We start from the raw sequence: 15,111 nt of genomic DNA on the forward strand, positions 1-15,111 counted from the left end.
GAACTTGGCGCTTTATGGTAAACGGAACCTTAACAAACCGGATTCCGGAGGAAGCAATGCACAAGAGCGAGGGCCGCCACCCCAGAGGCGGCCTCTATTTCGAGGACTTTCAGCCCGGCACCCTGATCGAGCACCGCTTGCGCCGCACGGTGACGCAGATGGACAACATGCTGTTCTCGAACATGACCCTGAACCCGCAGCCGCTGCACATCGACCGCGACTTCTGCGAGAAGGAGACCCAGTGGGGGCAGCCGCTGATGAACTCGCTGTTCACCCTCGGCCTGATGATCGGGATTTCGGTCAACGACACCACGGTCGGCACGACAATCGCCAATCTCGGCATGACCGACGTGAAATTCCCCCACCCGCTGTTCGAGGGCGATACTGTTAACTGCACTACCGAGGTCATGGGCAAGCGCGAGTCGAAGTCACGGACCGACGCCGGCATCGTCGATTTCCATCACCGCACTTTCAATCAGGACGGCAAGCTGGTGGCCGAGTGCAAGCGGCAGGCCTTTATGCTGAAGCGCAAGATCAACGTATAAGAATCGTCCGATGCGGTCCTATCTGTTCGTACCCGGCGACAGTGCGCGCAAGCTCGAAAAGGGTCTTGCGAGCGGCGCGGACGCGCTGCTCCTCGATCTTGAAGACGCAGTCGCGCTTGATAACAAGGCCAAGGCCCGCGAAGTCGTGCGCGACTACCTGAACGCGCACATCAAAGCGGAGCAGCGCCCTCGCCTGTTCGTGCGCGTGAACGCACTCGATACCGGCATGACGGACGCCGACCTCGACGCGGTGCTGCCCGCGCGGCCCGACGGCATTTTATTTCCGAAAAGCCGGAGCGGCACGGACGTCGCGCATCTCGATGCCAAGATCACCGCGCGCGAAGCCATGTTCGGGCTTCCCGATGGCGCGACCAAAATACTCGTGCTGGTAACGGAGAGCGCGCAGGCACTCTTCGGTCTCGCGAATTACCGCGGCAGCAGCAAGAGGCTCGCCGGCATGACGTGGGGCGGCGAAGACCTCTCCGTGGACATCGGCGCGGAAACCAACCGCGACGAGCGCGGCGAATACACCGACCCTTACCGCCTCGCCCGTGCGCAATGCCTGCTCGCCGCCGTGAATGCGGATACGCCGCCGATCGATTCCATCTACGCCAACTTCCGCAACATTGAAGGCTTGCGAAAGGAAACGCTGGAAGGCCGGCGCGACGGCTTCACGGGCAAGATGGCGATCCATCCCGATCAGGTGCCGGTCATCAACGAGATTTACACGCCCTCGGCGGAAGCGATTGCGCAGGCAAAGCGCGTGGTCGAAGCCTTTGCAACTGCGAACAATGCCGGCGTCATCTCGCTGGACGGCGCGATGCTCGACCAGCCGCACCTGAAACGCGCACAGCGGCTGCTCGCGCGCGTGCGGAAATAATCAGCGCTCGTCCGGCCGCGTCATCTCGAACAGTTCGGTGACGACCGCATACTGGCGATAGCCGCACCGCGCGATCGGCTTCATGCCCGCAGTATCGAGGATGCCGTTCTTCAGGAACCGGTCGTCGATATAAATTCCCATCACCTGCCCGAACACGACAATGTTCGAGATGTCGTTCCCGTTCGCGTCGGTGAGTTGCAGAATCTGCGTCGCCTTGCATTCGAGCGCCACCGGCGAAGCCGCGACCCGCGGCGGCTTGACCAGTTTCGACGGCGCCGCTTCCAACCCCGCAAGCTCGAACTCGTTCACGTTGCCCGGCACCGCCTGCGAAGTCTTGTTCATCGCGTCGCGCAAATCCCAGGTCGCAAGCGAGCAGACGAATTCACCGGTCTCGCGAATGTTATGCAGCGAGTCCTTCGGCGAGTCGCTCGAGAACATCACCATCGGCGGAAACGTCGCGACACCGTTGAAGAAACTGTACGGCGCGAGATTCAATTCGCCCTTCGCACTGAGCGAACTGATCCAGCCGATGGGGCGCGGTGCGATGATGGCCTTGAAAGGATCGTGCGGCAAACCGTGGTTGCGCTTCGGCGGCTCGTAAAACAAAGGTGCGCCCTCAAATCTTGCTGACGATGTCGGAAAGCTTCGGACGCGGGCGCTGGAACGGTTCAGCCTTCGCCGTGCCGATGTGGACGAAGCCCACGATCTGTTCGTTGTCCTTCAACCCAAAGACTTCCTTGCTGCTCGCATCGAATGCGGCCCAGCCGGTCAGCCAGTTCGCGCCAAAGCCAAGCGCATTCGCGGCGTGCAGGAGATTCATGCAGGCCGCGCCAGCGGACAGCAATTGCTCGATCTCAGGCACTTTCGGATTCGGCGCAGTGCGCGCGACCACGACCACGATCACCGGGCTGCCACCGAACCGCAGCTTCTGCTTTTCGGCATCCTGCTCCGGCGCTACTGGATTTCCGGCCCGGAAATTTTTCGTCAATTTCTCGACGACCGCGGCGCGGTTCTCTTTCGAGAGCACGATAAAGCGCCACGGCGTCATCATGCCGTGATCGGGCACGCGCGCGGCGATTTCCAGCATCTGTTGAAGTTGCGCGTCGCTGGGAGCCGGCTCTGCAAGGTCCTGCGCGCGGGAGGAGGCACGGGTTTTGAGGAGTTTGAGTGCGTCTGGCATGGATTGCTCAAAGGTGGGGCAGAGCGAGCGGTAGCATGGGATACCAATGTCTCCAATGACTTGGCCTTGCATAGCCCGGCCCTCCGCCTTGCATTCGCCTTTTCCGGGCTTAAAAGGGCCGGATGTTCCGCCGTCTGCCCTTCCGGAAGCCGCTGCCCGCCCTGCTGGCGCTTCTCCTGCTTTCCGGCACCGCCGACGCGCAGTTCTTCCCCTTTACCGGCCCCGCAAACCCGCCGCCTGCGGTGGCCCCGCCGCCGCCCGCACCGCCGCCTGCTACCAAGCAGACACCAACTGCTGCGCCAAACCCCGCAGGCCGAGCGACGCTAAGCCTGAACGCGCGCTACTCGCCGGACGGCGCGACCGTAAACCACTCGCTGCACTGGCGCGTATTCACCGAGCGCCCCGGCGGCCAGACACCGCTGACGCTGGTGACCGAATCCGCCGACGCCGCGCCGAACTTCAATCTCGCGCCGGGGAAATATGTCGTGCATGTCGCCTACGGCCTCGCGAGCTTCGCGCAGCGCGTGGACCTCACCGACAGCAAGCGCGAGACCGTCATCGTCGCAGCCGGTGGACTTCGCGTGCGCGGCCGTGTCGGCGACGCAAACATCTCGGCGCAGAAACTGCGCTTCGATGTGTTCGAGGGCACGTTCCTCCAGCGCGGCAGCATCAACGATAAGAAGAAGCGCGGTGCGCGCTCCGAGCGCCCGCCGGTCGTGCGCGGCGTGATCGCAGGCGATCTCGTGCTGCTCCCCGCCGGCACCTATTACGTGCAATCGACCTATGGCGAAGGCAATTCGACCGTCACCGCGGACGTGCGCATCGAGCCGGGCCGCCTCACCGATGCGACCGTGCATCACCGCGCGGCACAGATCACGCTTCGTCTCGTCCATGCCGCGGGCGGCGAAGCGCTGGCGAATACTTCATGGTCGGTGCTGACGCCGGGCGGCGACTCCATCAAGGAGTTCATCGGCGCGTTTCCGTCCATTGTATTGGCTGACGGCGAATACGTCGCGGTCGCCCGCCACGAAGGCAAGACCTATCAGGCGAACTTCAAGGTGGTGTCGGGCCGCGACCGCGAAGTGGAAGTGCTGGCGCGCGCCGAGAACATCCCGCCGCCAACCAACGCGCAGCCCGCGCGCGGGCAGTAGTTACGCCACTTCCGTCTTCTCGCGCTTCAAATCGGGCGCGAGAGATTCATCCACCAGCGATTTCAACGCGGCGTCAAGCGTCATAGAAGATTGCGCCTGCGAACCGAGGCGGCGGATCGAAACGGTCTTCTCCTCCGCTTCCTTCTTGCCGACGACGAGCAGCACCGGGATCTTCGCGAGCGAATGCTCGCGGACCTTGTAATTGATCTTCTCGTTGCGAAGGTCGATCTCCGCCCGCAGCCCCGCGCGGCGCGCGGCTTTCAAGACCTGTTCCGCATAGGCGTCGGCGTCCTGCGTGATCGTGCAGACCTTGATCTGCACCGGCGCGAGCCACAGCGGGAAATGCCCGGTGTGATGCTCGATCAGGATGCCGGTGAAGCGCTCCAGCGAGCCGCAGATCGCGCGATGCACCATCACCGGCGTCTTCTTGCCGCCGTCTGCGTCGATGTAGAATGCACCGAAACGCTCCGGCAGGTTGAAGTCCACCTGCGTCGTGCCGCATTGCCAGTCGCGGCCGATGGCGTCGCGCAGCACGTATTCGAACTTCGGCCCGTAGAACGCGCCCTCGCCTGGATTGATCGCGGTCTTGATGCGGCCGCCGGAAGCATCGGCGATCTGCTTCAACACGCGCTCCATCACGGCTTCGGCGTGATCCCACGACGAATCCGCACCGACGCGCTTTTCCGGGCGCGTCGAGAGCTTCACCGTCAGTTCGCCGGTGAAGCCGAAGTCGTCATAGGTCGAGAGAATGAGGTCGTTGATCTTGAGGCACTCGTCCGCAAGCTGGTCTTCCGTGCAGAACACATGCGCGTCGTCCTGCGTGAAACCGCGTACGCGCAGCAACCCATGCATCGCACCGGAAGGCTCGTAGCGATGCACCACGCCGAACTCCGCGAGACGGATCGGCAGATCGCGATAGCTTTTCAGACCGTGCTTGAAAATCTGCACGTGGCCCGGACAGTTCATCGGCTTCAGCACGAAGAAGCGCTTGTCCTCGGCATCGTCTCCCGCAGACTGCGCCGCGAACATGTTCTCGCGGTACCACTCCCAGTGACCCGACGTTTCCCAGAGCACCTTGTCGAGTAGCTGCGGCGCATTCACTTCGTCGTAGTCGCCACGCAGTCGGCGGCGCATGTACGAAACGATGGACTGGAACAGCGACCATCCCTTCGCGTGCCAGAATACGACACCCGGTCCCTCTTCCTGAAAATGTAAGAGATCCATCTCGCGGCCGAGCTTGCGGTGGTCGCGCTTCTCCGCCTCTTCGAGGCGATGCAGGTAATCGTCAAGCTGCTTCTGGTCCGGCCACGCGGTGCCGTAGATGCGCGTCAGCATCGGCTTGGTGGCATCGCCGCGCCAGTACGCGCCCGCGACCTTCATCAGCTTGAAGGCGCTGCCGACCTTGCCGGTCGAAGGCATGTGCGGGCCGCGGCAGAGATCGAACCATTCGCCCTGCTTGTAGATTTTCAGTTCCTGATCGGCGGGAATGCTCTCGACCAGTTCGACCTTGAAGTTCTCGCCCTTGTCGCGGAACACCTGTTTCGCCTTGTCGCGCGTCCAGACTTCCTTCGTGAAGGGTTTGTCCCGCGCGATGATCTCCTTCATCTTCTTTTCGATGGCGGGAAAGTCTTCCGGCGTGAACGGCTGGTTGCGGAAGAAGTCGTAATAAAAGCCGTTCTCGATCGACGGGCCGATGGTGACCTGCGTGCCGGGGAAAAGCTCCTGCACCGCCTCGGCCATCACATGCGCCGCGTCGTGGCGGATCATCTCCAGCGCGCGTGGGTCCTCGCGCGAGATGAACTCGATCTTCGCATCACGGTTGATCGGATCGGCGAGGTCCAGAACCTCACCATCGAGCGCCATCGCGACCGTGCGCTTGGCGAGCGAGGGCGAAATGCCCTTCGCGATGTCGAGACCGGAAATGCCGTTTTGAAATTCGCGGCGTGCGCCGTCGGGAAAGGTCAGCGTGACCATCTTGTCCTCCTGCTCACTCCTGCAAACCAGGCAGGTAAGCGACGTTTGAATCGAAATGCTTATTGGCGCTGGATTATTACAATCCGGATTCGGATGCAAACGGAGGCCGACGCCTTCCCTATCGCGGCGTGAAAAGCCGCTGGCGGAAGAAAGCGACGATCTCGTCGCGCGCCGCAACCGTCGGCTGCCCGGCCTCGTCGATCAGGTGCGCGGTGACGACGCTGTGGGGCGTCGTGACATAGCGCTCGAAGAACGGCGGCAGGTCGCGGTTCGCCGCGCTGTCCGGCAGCACGCGCGGGATGAAGCGCTCGCCGAGCTTTTCGGCATAGGCGGCGAAGCGCTGCGCCTGGCAGAACTTGTCGCCGTCGAAGCGATAGGCCAGCACGGTCAGGTCTTCCTCCTCGAGCCGCTCGCGGACGGCGGCGATCTCCTCCGGCGATATTTCCAGCGCGGCGGGATTGTTCAGCGGCAGCGTCGGCTGCGACAGCACGGGCGCCAGCACGGACGGCTCCAGCATCATGGTCAGCGCGAAGTTGCCGGTGAAGCACATGCCGATCGCGCCAACCCCCGGCCCGCCGCATTCATCGTGCGCGAGTTTTGCCAGCGCCATGAGCCAGCGCGTGACCGGGCTGGATTGATTAGCGGCAAGCGCGCGAAACTCGGCGCTCATGCACGCGCGCCGGAAAACTTCCGCGCCTTCCTCGGCAGTCGCAAGCGCGCCGTCGCGCCCGAACAGCGAGGGCATGTAAACAGTAAACCCGCCGTCTCGCACCCAGCGCGCGAAACGCGCGACATGGGGACTGATGCCGGGCATTTCCGTCATCACGACTACCGCCGGTCCCTCGCCCGCCACATAGACCCGCTTGGCCGCGCCATTGAGCGTGATCTCGCGCGCGGAGAAATCGTCGAGCGGATCGTCCACCTTCACGCTCCTTGCCGCTGACGCTCCGCCCATTGCCGCCTCCGTTTAAGTTCATTTTATGGACTCAGACTAACATCTGGATATGGAATTGCAACTCAGGTAAAATATCCGGATGACCGAAGTGCCCCTCGTCCGCCGCTCGCCCGTGCCGGTGCGGCGCTGCAATCTCGCAAAAAGTTTCGAGCTGATCGGCGACCGCTGGTCGCTCCTGATCCTGCGCTCGGCGCTGTACGGCCTGCGCCGCTTTGACGACTTTCAGGCCGACATCGACATTCCGCGCAGCGTTCTCAGCGCCCGCCTCGCCGGCCTGGTCGAAAGCGGCATCATGGAGCGGCGCGAATATCGCGAGGACGGCCAGCGCCCGCGTACCGAATATTGGCTGACCGAAATGGGACGGACGCTCACCCTGCCCTTCATGGCCATGACCGCGTGGGGAGATGTTTGGCTGGGCGAAGGCAGTTCGCCGCTGACGCTTCATACGAAGGAAACCGGCGACAGGATTTCGGTGGGCTACATCGACGCCAAAGGCCGGGCGGTGAAGCCGTCCGAAATCGAAATGCGGATCGACGGCAAGGCCCCGAAACCGCCGAAGAAAAAATAGCGCGCGCTATTTCGCCGGCGGCACTTCGTTCGTCCCGCTCCAGCGCCCGTAGCGCCACGGCGTGTACCAGCTTGCGCAGTCAGGCAAAGCGGCGGGTACGAAATCGAGGCCGGCGGACCCCCACGGGTTACAGCGCACGATCCGCGCCAGCGACATCCAGCCTCCGGCCCATGCGCCATGCCGCGCCAGTGCCTCGTCGGCATATTCCGAGCAGGTCGGCAGATGGCGGCAGCGCCGTCCCATCAGCAGCGAAAGGCTATAGCGGTAGCCGAGGACGAGAAGCCGCATCGCACTCGTCACCGGCTGGCGCCAGCGCAGGGGAAAGCCCCGCTCCTTCGCTCCGTGCGTGCATTCGGGCCGGTGGGCGTCCATCAAATTCCATTTCGCCGCGTAACGCCGCAATGCAGCAGCGGGCTAACCGGCGGCCTTGGTGGCGTCTCTGGTCTTCTCGATCTGGCCGATGGCGTCCACCACCGCATCGAAGGTCAGCAACGTGGAAGCGTGCCGCGCTTTGTAATCCCGGACCGGCTCCAGCACTGCAAGGTCGGCCCACTCGCCACCCGGCGTCGGGCCGTTCTCCTTCAGCATCCGGTACATTTGGTCGCGGATATCGCGCAATTCCGAGGCTTTCGCCCCAACGACATGCCGCGCCATGATCGACGAAGAAGCCTGACCGAGCGCGCAGGCGCGGACATCGTGGGCGAAGTCGGTAACGGTATCCCCGTCCATCTTGAGATCGACCGTGACCGTCGACCCGCACAGCTTGGAATGGGCGGTGGCGGAAGCCCCCGGATCGGATAGCCGCCCGATCCGCGGAATATCGGCGGCCAGCTCCAGGATGCGGCGATTGTAGACGTCGTTAAGCATGGTCCGGCCTTGTCATACTCCGCGAAATTGCCTCAATCGAACACCACATTTCTTCACGGCTTGCGGGAACTAATGTACGGGGGTGCATGTTCTCTCGAGTGCTGGCCGCCCGTAAGAAGGCGGCAAGTTTCGGGAAACTGCCAACAAGGCGTCAAACGCAAGTCGCTTACCCCGGAAAAATAGGACGGGTTCGGTCGGGTTGGAAGGTGCCCGGCCAATGAGAAGAAATGTGCCTCCTGCATAGCCGACCCTCCGCCCGGAGGCCGGACTGCAAAACTGGAATAGCCACCGGAAGACGGGCGTCTTCCGGATCGAATGGAGAAGACCAAGATGGATGCCGTCGTCACGTCGCTGCTGAAGCAGGCGGATGCAGCACCAGATTTATCGCCGGTGAAGCGCCCCTCTCGTGAAGAGGCGGAGGCTGCTGCCCGCACGCTGATCGCATGGATCGGCGACAACCCGAACCGCGAGGGCCTGCTCGATACGCCGCGCCGCATGGTGAAGGCATACGAGGAAGTTTTCGGCGGTTACGGCGAAACCCCGGAAGAGATTCTCGGCCGCACCTTCGGCGAGATCGGTACGTTCGACGACCTCGTTGTCGTTCGCGACATTCCGTTCTTCTCGCACTGCGAGCACCACATCATGCCGATGAGTGGCAAGGCGCATATCGCGTACTTCCCGGTCGAGCGTGTTGTCGGTCTCTCGAAGTTCTCGCGCCTGATCGAGATCTTCGGCCGCCGCTTGCAGACGCAGGAACACCTCACCTCGCAGATCACCGACGCGATCGACGAGCACCTGAAGCCGCGCGGTTGCGCCGTGATGATCGAAGCCGAGCATATGTGCATGGCGATGCGCGGCGTGCAGCGCCAGGGCGTATCGACCGTCACCACCCAGTTCACGGGCGTCTTCCGCGACGATCCGGCCGAGCAGGTTCGCTTCTTCACGCTGGTGCGCGGCAGCCGCAAGGACTGATCGCTCAAGCGAGAGACGAAACGAAAAAGCCCCGGCCTCAAGCCGGGGCTTTTGATTTTTGGAGTCAGCGAATGTCAGTTGCAGCGAACCAGCGCCTGCGTCTCATTGCCGTTGTGAAGGAAACGGCCGTTCTGGATCGTCAGCCGGTTCGTACCGCCCTCTTCCCCACTGGTGATCGCGCGGATTTTTCCGTCGCCGAGCCGCCGGTACACGACACGCCACGTAAACTGCGGATTGCGGGTTACGATTTCGAGCGTGCCGTCGTCGAAGATGCGCGCGCGGATCACGTCGCTCGAGTCGCGGGAATTGCCGAAATCGCGCGCCTCGCGAACACCGCCGCCTTCATAGATGTAGGTGTGGTGACCGTTGCGATCGCCGGGCGGCACGGAACAGTTCACCGACCATGTGCCTTCGATTCCCGCCTCGCGCAGCACTTCGGCGGCGCTTTGCGCTTGCACAGGCAAAGTTGCCACGAGCATCACCGCTGACATCGCGAACGCCCTGAATTTCATTCCGGCCCCCTTAGCGTGTCCCATCTGCTAGAAGGTGTCACGACACGCGCAAACACTCCAGACACGACCAGGTTACCGCATGAGCGCCAACACCGAACTTGAGGAAGGCCTCGCTTTCCGCCCCCGCTACGACCAAAACGGCCTCGTCACCGCCATCGCCGCCGATGCGGAGAGCGGCGAAGTGCTAATGCTCGCGCACATGAACGAGGAAGCGCTCCGGCGGACGCTGGAATCGGGAGAAGCGTGGTTCTGGTCGCGTTCGCGCAAGAGCCTGTGGAAGAAGGGCGAGACCAGCGGCAACGTACTTCGCGTCAGGGAAATCCGGGTGGACTGCGATCAGGATGCGATTCTCCTGCGCGTCACGGCGGAAGGCGACGGCAAGGCCTGCCACACCGGACGCCGCTCCTGTTTCTACCGGGTGCTAACGCTGAAAGACGGCAAGCCGGCCCTCTCGCTAGCGAAATAGGCGCTCTTGCGCCCGGCTACGCATGACGCGATCCTGCCAAGGTTGTCGGTCATAAAGGTGCGGTGCAGCGACGATTTTTGGAGTTAAGGCAGGAACACCTCCTGAATTGCAGGCGTTGAGGGCCAAATGCTTCTGAAGGTTTTTTCCCGCGACAGTAACGACCGCCCGGTCGAGAGCCATCCGGTCGACCGGCAAGAGCCAAAGCAGATCAAGCCCCGTATCGGGCTTGCGCTCGGTGGCGGCGCCGCGCGCGGCTGGGCGCATATCGGCATCCTCCGCACGCTCAACAAAGCCGGCATCAAGCCCGACGTCATTGCCGGCACTTCGATGGGCGCGCTGGCGGGCGGCGCATGGGCCGCAAACCGCCTCGACGAGTTGGAAGACTTCGCGCGCTCGATGACCAAGCGCCGCATGTTCGGGTTTCTCGACTGGCGCATTGGCGGCAACGGGCTGATTTCCGGCCGCCGCCTCGCGAACATCCTCTCACTCAATTTCGGCGAAACCAGCATCGAGGATCTGCCGCTGCGCTACGCCGCGATCGCGACCGAGCTTTCTTCCGGACACGAAATCTGGCTGACCCGCGGCAACCTGATCCAGTCTATGCGGGCAAGCTACGCCCTGCCCGGCATCTTCACGCCGATCAAGATCGGCGGACGCTGGCTGGTAGACGGTGCGCTGGTGAATCCGATTCCGGTTTCGGCGGCACGCGCGCTCGGTGCTCGCGTAGTGATTGCGGTCAACCTGCACTCGGATGTGTTCGGTAAGGGCACAGTGATCCAGAACAACGGCAGCGACGAACCGGATGCGGTTTCGCTTCCCCAGCCCGCAGAAGCTCCGCGTGGCGTGGTCCGCCGTATGTTCGGCATGAAGCCGCGCGTCTCCTCTCCGGCAGACGACGGCCCGCGGGGAATTTCGCGTGTGATGATGCACGCTTTCAACATCACGCAGGACCGCATCTCGCGCTCACGCCTTGCCGGCGATCCGCCGGACGTGATGATCTCGCCCCGGTTGAACAACGTCGGATTGTTCGAATTCTATCGCGCGGAAGAGTCGATCAAGGCCGGCGAGGAAGCTGCCGAACGCGCGCTCGGCGACATCATGGAAACGGTCGCAAGACTCAGCGCGTAACTGCGCTGTCTAGGCAGTCGCGATATAATTCTTGAGGTGTTCGCTTTCGCGTTCCATTTCCTCAAGACGCAGCTTCACCACGTCGCCGATGGAGATGACGCCTGCCAGCTTGCCGTTCTCGACGACCGGCATGTGACGGAAGCGTCCCATTGTCATCACATGCATGAGCTGTTGGATGCTGTCTTCCGGCGTGCAGTTCTTGACATCCTTCGTCATCGCCGACGACACCGGATTGTCGAAGCGGTTGGTATCCTTGTTTGAGAGCAGCCGCACGACGTCGCGCTCCGAGAGCACGCCGAGAACCGTGCCGTTATCGGTTACGACCAGCGCGCCAATCTGGTGTTTCGTCAGCAACGAAATCGCTTCGTGCAACGAAACATTCGGCGCGACGGTAACAACGTCCGATCCTTTGAAGTTGAGAATCCGGCGTACGGTCATGGCAATCTCCGGCTCTGTCCGACGAGAGGACGCCGCACCATGATTGGCTGAAACTGCGAAACCGGCAAGCCCGGATGTATCAGTGATAAACGGGCCGCGGCACCGGATCGAACAGCGGGAATAACAGCAGCCCGGCGATAAAACCGCCGATATGTGCTTGCCAGGCGACGTCGCCGCCGCCGTCGAACACGGACGTCAGGGCGAACATCAGGTTCAGCGCGAACCAGACCGCAAGGAAAATAAGTACCTGCGGATTGCGCAGTGCCGCAAACAACGGCAGTGCCGGCACCAGAAAAGCCTGACGGCCCTTCATGCGGAACGCGCTCAAGGGTCCGCCCGCCTCGAACGCGAAGCGCATCGAGGCCGCCATCAGACCGGAAATCGCCGCCGAAGCGCCCACCAGTGGCAGCATAGATTGGAAATTGGTGAGCAGATGCACGCCTGCGCCCGCCGCCGCGGTCACCGCACAGAACAACAGAAAGCGTGCGGTACCGAAGCGCCACGCCACGGCGCTGCCGAAGGCAAGCATCCACAACAGATTGAAGACGAGATGCAGCATGTTGCCGTGCAACAGTGCGTACGTGACGAAGGTCCAGACATCGGCCGCAAACCCGCCGGGCAATGCACCCGGCACCGCGATCATGCCGTTGTAGCGGGGCGGCCAGAACGCGAGCCAGGCCAGTGCGTTGCCGTAGGCTTCGCGTCCGCCCCACTCCTCGATCGCCCACATCGCGATATGGATCGCGACCAGCAGCACGAGCAGAACGGCGAGTGCGGGCGGGAGATTGAAAACCGGCTCGCGCTGACGCGCTTCCGGCGGGAAATTCGCGTAATTCACCCGCCTCCCTTAGAGGGCGGCATCCACATCGGCAAGATTACGCAAGGACGCGGGCGCCACAAAAGAAATGGCCCGCGAAAATCCCCATTTCGCGGGCCGGTCACGTCCCAGAAAACTTGTCTTCAGTTTGCGCCGCTCCCCTTTGTTGACCGCCGTCGTCACCGACGGCCGGCGGCGGGAGCCGCGAATTCGCGAGAGCCTTGAGCCATTCCCACCATAGCCGATTGAACCGGGAGCAAAACCGAAAGCCTGCGTTAACCCTACCTGCCGGGGGCTGTTGATGGTTCCATTCCCGGCACAGCGCCTGCTCCTGCTCCGTGGCACCGTCCCGTCTTGCGACGGGTGAGAACCGGAGTGGGGAATAGCGTTATGAGACATCCATCTGCCCGCGCGCTCCATGCGTATTGGGACAGGCTTCGCCGCGGTCGCCCCGCGCCGGAGCGCAGCGAAATCGAGCCGGGCCAGATCGGCCGCCTGCTCGGCGACATCGTGCTGCTGGAAGGCGGCGGGTTCGAGCGCTTCAAGGTGCGCCTGGCGGGAACCCGTTTGTGCGCCCTGCTCGGCAAGGAGGTCCGGGGCAAGAGCTTCGTCAGCCTGTTCGCCCGCACCGACCGCGCGGCACTGCTTGCTTTGCTGGACGAAACCGCTTCCGAGGCCGTTCCGGGCATTGCCGCCGTGATCGGCGAAACGGAACAGGGCCAGAGCATCGAGATGGAACTCCTGCTTCTGCCCCTGCGTTACCGTGGTGACAGCCATGCACGAATGCTCGGAATACTGGCCCCGCTGGAGGTGCCCTACTGGGTCGGCTCCCACCCACTTGGCGAACTGCGCATCCGCTCGCTGCGCCTGCATCGGGAAGATGGCGAGGCGACGCTTGCGCCCAGCGCACCCCGCCCCGCCCGCGCGCACCTGCGTCTGGTTCATAGCGGAACGGATTAACCCTGCCTGAAAACGGCCTCGTCCCGATACGGGCCGTTAACCAACGCTCCCGTAGGTTTTACGCACTTCAGCGCGAAACCCGGCAAAATCATGCGTCAACTCAATCCAGCAGCGGCCATTGTTCCTCGTAATCAGGAACGCCGCCGCAGCCAGCGCGTGAAAGTCGATCTGACCGGCCGCTACATGCTGGCCGACCGGCGCGAATTCACCTGCCGCACGCTCGACATGTCGCCGGGCGGCGCGGCGCTGATCGCACCCGCATTGCCGCGTCCCGGCGAACCCGTGGTCGCCTACATCGATCATATCGGCCGCCTCGAAGGCCATTGCGTGCGCCTGTTCGAGAACGGCTTCGCGATGACCGTGCAGGGCACGATCCGCCGCCGCGACAAGCTCGCCGACCAGCTCACCTGGTTCGCCAACCGCAATTCGCTCGGACTGCCCGAAGACCGCCGCCACGAACGCTTCACGCTGCGCAACCCGCGCTCCACCCTCACGCTGCCGGGCGGCGAAGTGGTGCCCGCGCGCGTCCTCGACGTTTCGCTCTCCGGCGCCGCTGTGCAGACGCGCGACAAGCCGCCGGTCGGCACCCCGGTCGTACTCGGCAAGACGCCGGGCCGCGTGGTGCGTCACATCGAGCAGGGCTTTGCAATCGAATTCACCCGGGTTCAGACCACCGACGCACTGGAACAGAACATCAGCGTCAACGAAATGTGAACGTCCGCGAAAACGAAAATCCTCCAGAAAGCCGCCCGCACCGGGCGGCTTTTTCGTTTTCATGCTGTGCCATCGCAACAAGTGCGCGAATGATTCAAATTTGAATCAAATTCGATTCTGGTTTTCGGAAAATTACGAAACAATTTTCGAAAACAAAGCCGCGAGTTTCGCGGCGCGAATTAGACGAACCTCAAAAGCTGTCTGTCAGTATCGCCCCAACAAGAAAAACGGGTTTGGGGCGTTCAATGGTTGCGTATCAGGCGTACAAGGCGCCAGTGGCGGTTGTTTTGACCGCGCTTGCCGCCATCTTTTTCACGGGCACCGCGCACGCGCAGCAGCAGAAGCGCATGCAGTTCGTCGCGGTCGGCGACAGTTCGCGTCCGCCGATCGGCTGGGTGCAGTTCTGCGAAAAGCGCCCGTGGGAATGCAACGTGCCGCGCGTCAGCGCGCGCGATATCCAATACACCGTTGCCGCGCGCCGCGAACTCGATCGCATCAACCGTTTCGTCAACGAGCGCATCAAGCCGATGACGGACCTCGAACACTACGGCGTGGTCGAGCACTGGACCTATCCGGAAGACGGTTACGGCGATTGCGAGGACTACGTTCTGCTCAAGCGCCGCATGCTCATGGAATTGGGCTGGCCGCGCTCGGCGCTGCTGATCACCGTCGTCCGCGACAAGAAGGGCGAAGGCCACTCGGTGCTCACGGTTCGCACCGACAAGGGCGAGTTCATTCTCGACAACCAGGTCGAGGAAGTCCTGCCCTGGGCTGAAACCGGATACCGCTACATCAAGCGCCAGTCGCAGACCGACCCGAATCTCTGGGTTGCGCTCGGCGACGACCGCCCCACGCCGTTCGTCGCGGCACGATAACGAGAAACAAGGAAACGCAGGCCCGGTCACGTCCCCACCCCTCCCCGTCCCCTGACCGGACATGCGGAGGCCGGCTTCGTCCCCCCGAAGCCGGCCTCACTTTTTTGTG

19 protein-coding genes are annotated in these 15,111 nt (G+C 62.9%); 10 read left to right on the top strand and 9 right to left on the bottom strand.

Annotated elements, in window-relative coordinates; translation table 11 throughout:
- The first annotated feature begins 56 nt into the window (after nt 1–56).
- Together KF794_09060 and KF794_09065 are read left to right on the top strand one after the other, a co-directional pair.
- Nucleotides 57–545 carry a MaoC family dehydratase gene (locus KF794_09060; protein ID QYK43950.1) on the top strand — a complete coding sequence of 163 codons (489 nt, stop codon included), beginning with the start codon at nt 57–59 and terminating at the stop codon, nt 543–545.
- A gap of 10 nt (nt 546–555) precedes the next feature.
- Nucleotides 556–1,425, top strand: a complete 870-nt coding sequence (locus KF794_09065; protein QYK43951.1) for a CoA ester lyase — start codon at nt 556–558, stop codon at nt 1,423–1,425.
- Here KF794_09065 and KF794_09070 read toward each other — a convergent pair whose 3' ends face one another.
- Together KF794_09070 and KF794_09075 are read right to left on the bottom strand one after the other, a co-directional pair.
- On the bottom strand, nt 1,426–2,031 hold the full coding sequence (locus KF794_09070; GenBank protein ID QYK43952.1) for a flavin reductase family protein: 606 nt from the start codon (nt 2,029–2,031) through the stop codon (nt 1,426–1,428). It lies immediately after the preceding gene.
- A gap of 10 nt (nt 2,032–2,041) precedes the next feature.
- Nucleotides 2,042–2,605, bottom strand: coding sequence for a nitroreductase (locus KF794_09075; GenBank protein ID QYK43953.1), 564 nt, complete (start codon nt 2,603–2,605; stop codon nt 2,042–2,044).
- Nucleotides 2,606–2,727: 122 nt separating this feature from the next.
- Here KF794_09075 and KF794_09080 point away from each other — a divergent pair, with 122 nt between their 5' ends.
- The gene (locus KF794_09080) at nt 2,728–3,756 is read left to right on the top strand and encodes a hypothetical protein (protein ID QYK43954.1); all 1,029 of its coding nucleotides are present in this window, start codon (nt 2,728–2,730) and stop codon (nt 3,754–3,756) included.
- On the opposite strand, the gene thrS is transcribed toward KF794_09080, so the two are convergent.
- Nucleotides 3,757–5,730 carry a threonine--tRNA ligase gene (gene thrS, locus KF794_09085; GenBank protein QYK43955.1) on the bottom strand — a complete coding sequence of 658 codons (1,974 nt, stop codon included), beginning with the start codon at nt 5,728–5,730 and terminating at the stop codon, nt 3,757–3,759. It abuts the gene before it with no gap.
- Between the two features lie 118 nt (nt 5,731–5,848).
- Complete coding sequence (locus tag KF794_09090; protein QYK43956.1) at nt 5,849–6,685, bottom strand: dienelactone hydrolase family protein; 837 nt, start codon at nt 6,683–6,685, stop codon at nt 5,849–5,851.
- Between the two features lie 79 nt (nt 6,686–6,764).
- Between KF794_09090 and KF794_09095 the strand changes: the two genes are divergently transcribed.
- On the top strand, nt 6,765–7,253 hold the full coding sequence (locus KF794_09095; protein ID QYK43957.1) for a helix-turn-helix transcriptional regulator: 489 nt from the start codon (nt 6,765–6,767) through the stop codon (nt 7,251–7,253).
- A gap of 6 nt (nt 7,254–7,259) precedes the next feature.
- Here KF794_09095 and yidD read toward each other — a convergent pair whose 3' ends face one another.
- Both yidD and KF794_09105 read right to left on the bottom strand, forming a co-directional pair.
- The gene (gene yidD / locus KF794_09100; protein ID QYK43958.1) at nt 7,260–7,625 is read right to left on the bottom strand and encodes a membrane protein insertion efficiency factor YidD; all 366 of its coding nucleotides are present in this window, start codon (nt 7,623–7,625) and stop codon (nt 7,260–7,262) included.
- A 42-nt stretch (nt 7,626–7,667) separates the two neighbouring features.
- Nucleotides 7,668–8,120: an iron-sulfur cluster assembly scaffold protein gene (locus KF794_09105; protein ID QYK43959.1), complete on the bottom strand. Its 453-nt coding sequence runs from the start codon at nt 8,118–8,120 to the stop codon at nt 7,668–7,670.
- A gap of 330 nt (nt 8,121–8,450) precedes the next feature.
- Between KF794_09105 and folE the strand changes: the two genes are divergently transcribed.
- On the top strand, nt 8,451–9,092 hold the full coding sequence (gene folE / locus KF794_09110; GenBank protein ID QYK46654.1) for a GTP cyclohydrolase I FolE: 642 nt from the start codon (nt 8,451–8,453) through the stop codon (nt 9,090–9,092).
- Between the two features lie 74 nt (nt 9,093–9,166).
- On the opposite strand, the gene KF794_09115 is transcribed toward folE, so the two are convergent.
- Nucleotides 9,167–9,604, bottom strand: coding sequence for a hypothetical protein (locus KF794_09115; protein QYK43960.1), 438 nt, complete (start codon nt 9,602–9,604; stop codon nt 9,167–9,169).
- A 79-nt stretch (nt 9,605–9,683) separates the two neighbouring features.
- On the opposite strand from KF794_09115, the gene hisI reads away from it, so the two are divergent.
- Nucleotides 9,684–10,070 (top strand): phosphoribosyl-AMP cyclohydrolase, encoded by a 387-nt coding sequence (gene hisI, locus KF794_09120; GenBank protein QYK43961.1) that lies wholly within the window; start codon nt 9,684–9,686, stop codon nt 10,068–10,070.
- 126 nt (nt 10,071–10,196) lie between these two features.
- Complete coding sequence (locus KF794_09125) at nt 10,197–11,198, top strand: patatin-like phospholipase family protein (protein QYK43962.1); 1,002 nt, start codon at nt 10,197–10,199, stop codon at nt 11,196–11,198.
- A gap of 9 nt (nt 11,199–11,207) precedes the next feature.
- Here KF794_09125 and KF794_09130 read toward each other — a convergent pair whose 3' ends face one another.
- Entirely contained in the window at nt 11,208–11,636 is a 429-nt protein-coding gene (locus KF794_09130; protein ID QYK43963.1) for a CBS domain-containing protein, read from the bottom strand.
- A 79-nt stretch (nt 11,637–11,715) separates the two neighbouring features.
- The gene (locus tag KF794_09135) at nt 11,716–12,366 is read right to left on the bottom strand and encodes a rhomboid family intramembrane serine protease (GenBank protein ID QYK46655.1); all 651 of its coding nucleotides are present in this window, start codon (nt 12,364–12,366) and stop codon (nt 11,716–11,718) included.
- A gap of 477 nt (nt 12,367–12,843) precedes the next feature.
- On the opposite strand from KF794_09135, the gene KF794_09140 reads away from it, so the two are divergent.
- The 3 genes from KF794_09140 (at nt 12,844) to KF794_09150 (ending at nt 15,002) form a co-directional block, all read left to right on the top strand.
- Nucleotides 12,844–13,413, top strand: a complete 570-nt coding sequence (locus KF794_09140; GenBank protein ID QYK43964.1) for a PAS domain-containing protein — start codon at nt 12,844–12,846, stop codon at nt 13,411–13,413.
- A 90-nt stretch (nt 13,414–13,503) separates the two neighbouring features.
- The gene (locus tag KF794_09145; GenBank protein QYK43965.1) at nt 13,504–14,127 is read left to right on the top strand and encodes a PilZ domain-containing protein; all 624 of its coding nucleotides are present in this window, start codon (nt 13,504–13,506) and stop codon (nt 14,125–14,127) included.
- A gap of 245 nt (nt 14,128–14,372) precedes the next feature.
- Nucleotides 14,373–15,002 (top strand): transglutaminase-like cysteine peptidase, encoded by a 630-nt coding sequence (locus KF794_09150; protein QYK43966.1) that lies wholly within the window; start codon nt 14,373–14,375, stop codon nt 15,000–15,002.
- The last annotated feature ends 109 nt before the right edge of the window (nt 15,003–15,111 follow it).

It is taken from the genome of Xanthobacteraceae bacterium, assembly GCA_019454205.1.
In the GTDB taxonomy this organism is placed as follows: Bacteria; Pseudomonadota; Alphaproteobacteria; order Rhizobiales; family Xanthobacteraceae.

Coding starts and splice junctions, on each gene's coding strand:
- KF794_09095 (QYK43957.1), top strand. CDS start 6,765: ATGACCGAAGTGCCCCTCGTCCGCCGCTCGCCCGTGCCGGTGCGGCGC.
- KF794_09150 (QYK43966.1), top strand. CDS start 14,373: ATGGTTGCGTATCAGGCGTACAAGGCGCCAGTGGCGGTTGTTTTGACC.
- folE (QYK46654.1), top strand. CDS start 8,451: ATGGATGCCGTCGTCACGTCGCTGCTGAAGCAGGCGGATGCAGCACCA.
- KF794_09060 (QYK43950.1), top strand. CDS start 57: ATGCACAAGAGCGAGGGCCGCCACCCCAGAGGCGGCCTCTATTTCGAG.
- yidD (QYK43958.1), bottom strand. CDS start 7,625: ATGGACGCCCACCGGCCCGAATGCACGCACGGAGCGAAGGAGCGGGGC.
- KF794_09090 (QYK43956.1), bottom strand. CDS start 6,685: ATGGGCGGAGCGTCAGCGGCAAGGAGCGTGAAGGTGGACGATCCGCTC.
- hisI (QYK43961.1), top strand. CDS start 9,684: ATGAGCGCCAACACCGAACTTGAGGAAGGCCTCGCTTTCCGCCCCCGC.
- KF794_09115 (QYK43960.1), bottom strand. CDS start 9,604: ATGAAATTCAGGGCGTTCGCGATGTCAGCGGTGATGCTCGTGGCAACT.
- KF794_09075 (QYK43953.1), bottom strand. CDS start 2,605: ATGCCAGACGCACTCAAACTCCTCAAAACCCGTGCCTCCTCCCGCGCG.
- KF794_09080 (QYK43954.1), top strand. CDS start 2,728: ATGTTCCGCCGTCTGCCCTTCCGGAAGCCGCTGCCCGCCCTGCTGGCG.
- KF794_09145 (QYK43965.1), top strand. CDS start 13,504: ATGCGTCAACTCAATCCAGCAGCGGCCATTGTTCCTCGTAATCAGGAA.
- KF794_09065 (QYK43951.1), top strand. CDS start 556: ATGCGGTCCTATCTGTTCGTACCCGGCGACAGTGCGCGCAAGCTCGAA.
- KF794_09125 (QYK43962.1), top strand. CDS start 10,197: ATGCTTCTGAAGGTTTTTTCCCGCGACAGTAACGACCGCCCGGTCGAG.
- KF794_09130 (QYK43963.1), bottom strand. CDS start 11,636: ATGACCGTACGCCGGATTCTCAACTTCAAAGGATCGGACGTTGTTACC.
- KF794_09135 (QYK46655.1), bottom strand. CDS start 12,366: ATGTGGGCGATCGAGGAGTGGGGCGGACGCGAAGCCTACGGCAACGCA.
- KF794_09140 (QYK43964.1), top strand. CDS start 12,844: ATGAGACATCCATCTGCCCGCGCGCTCCATGCGTATTGGGACAGGCTT.
- thrS (QYK43955.1), bottom strand. CDS start 5,730: ATGGTCACGCTGACCTTTCCCGACGGCGCACGCCGCGAATTTCAAAAC.
- KF794_09105 (QYK43959.1), bottom strand. CDS start 8,120: ATGCTTAACGACGTCTACAATCGCCGCATCCTGGAGCTGGCCGCCGAT.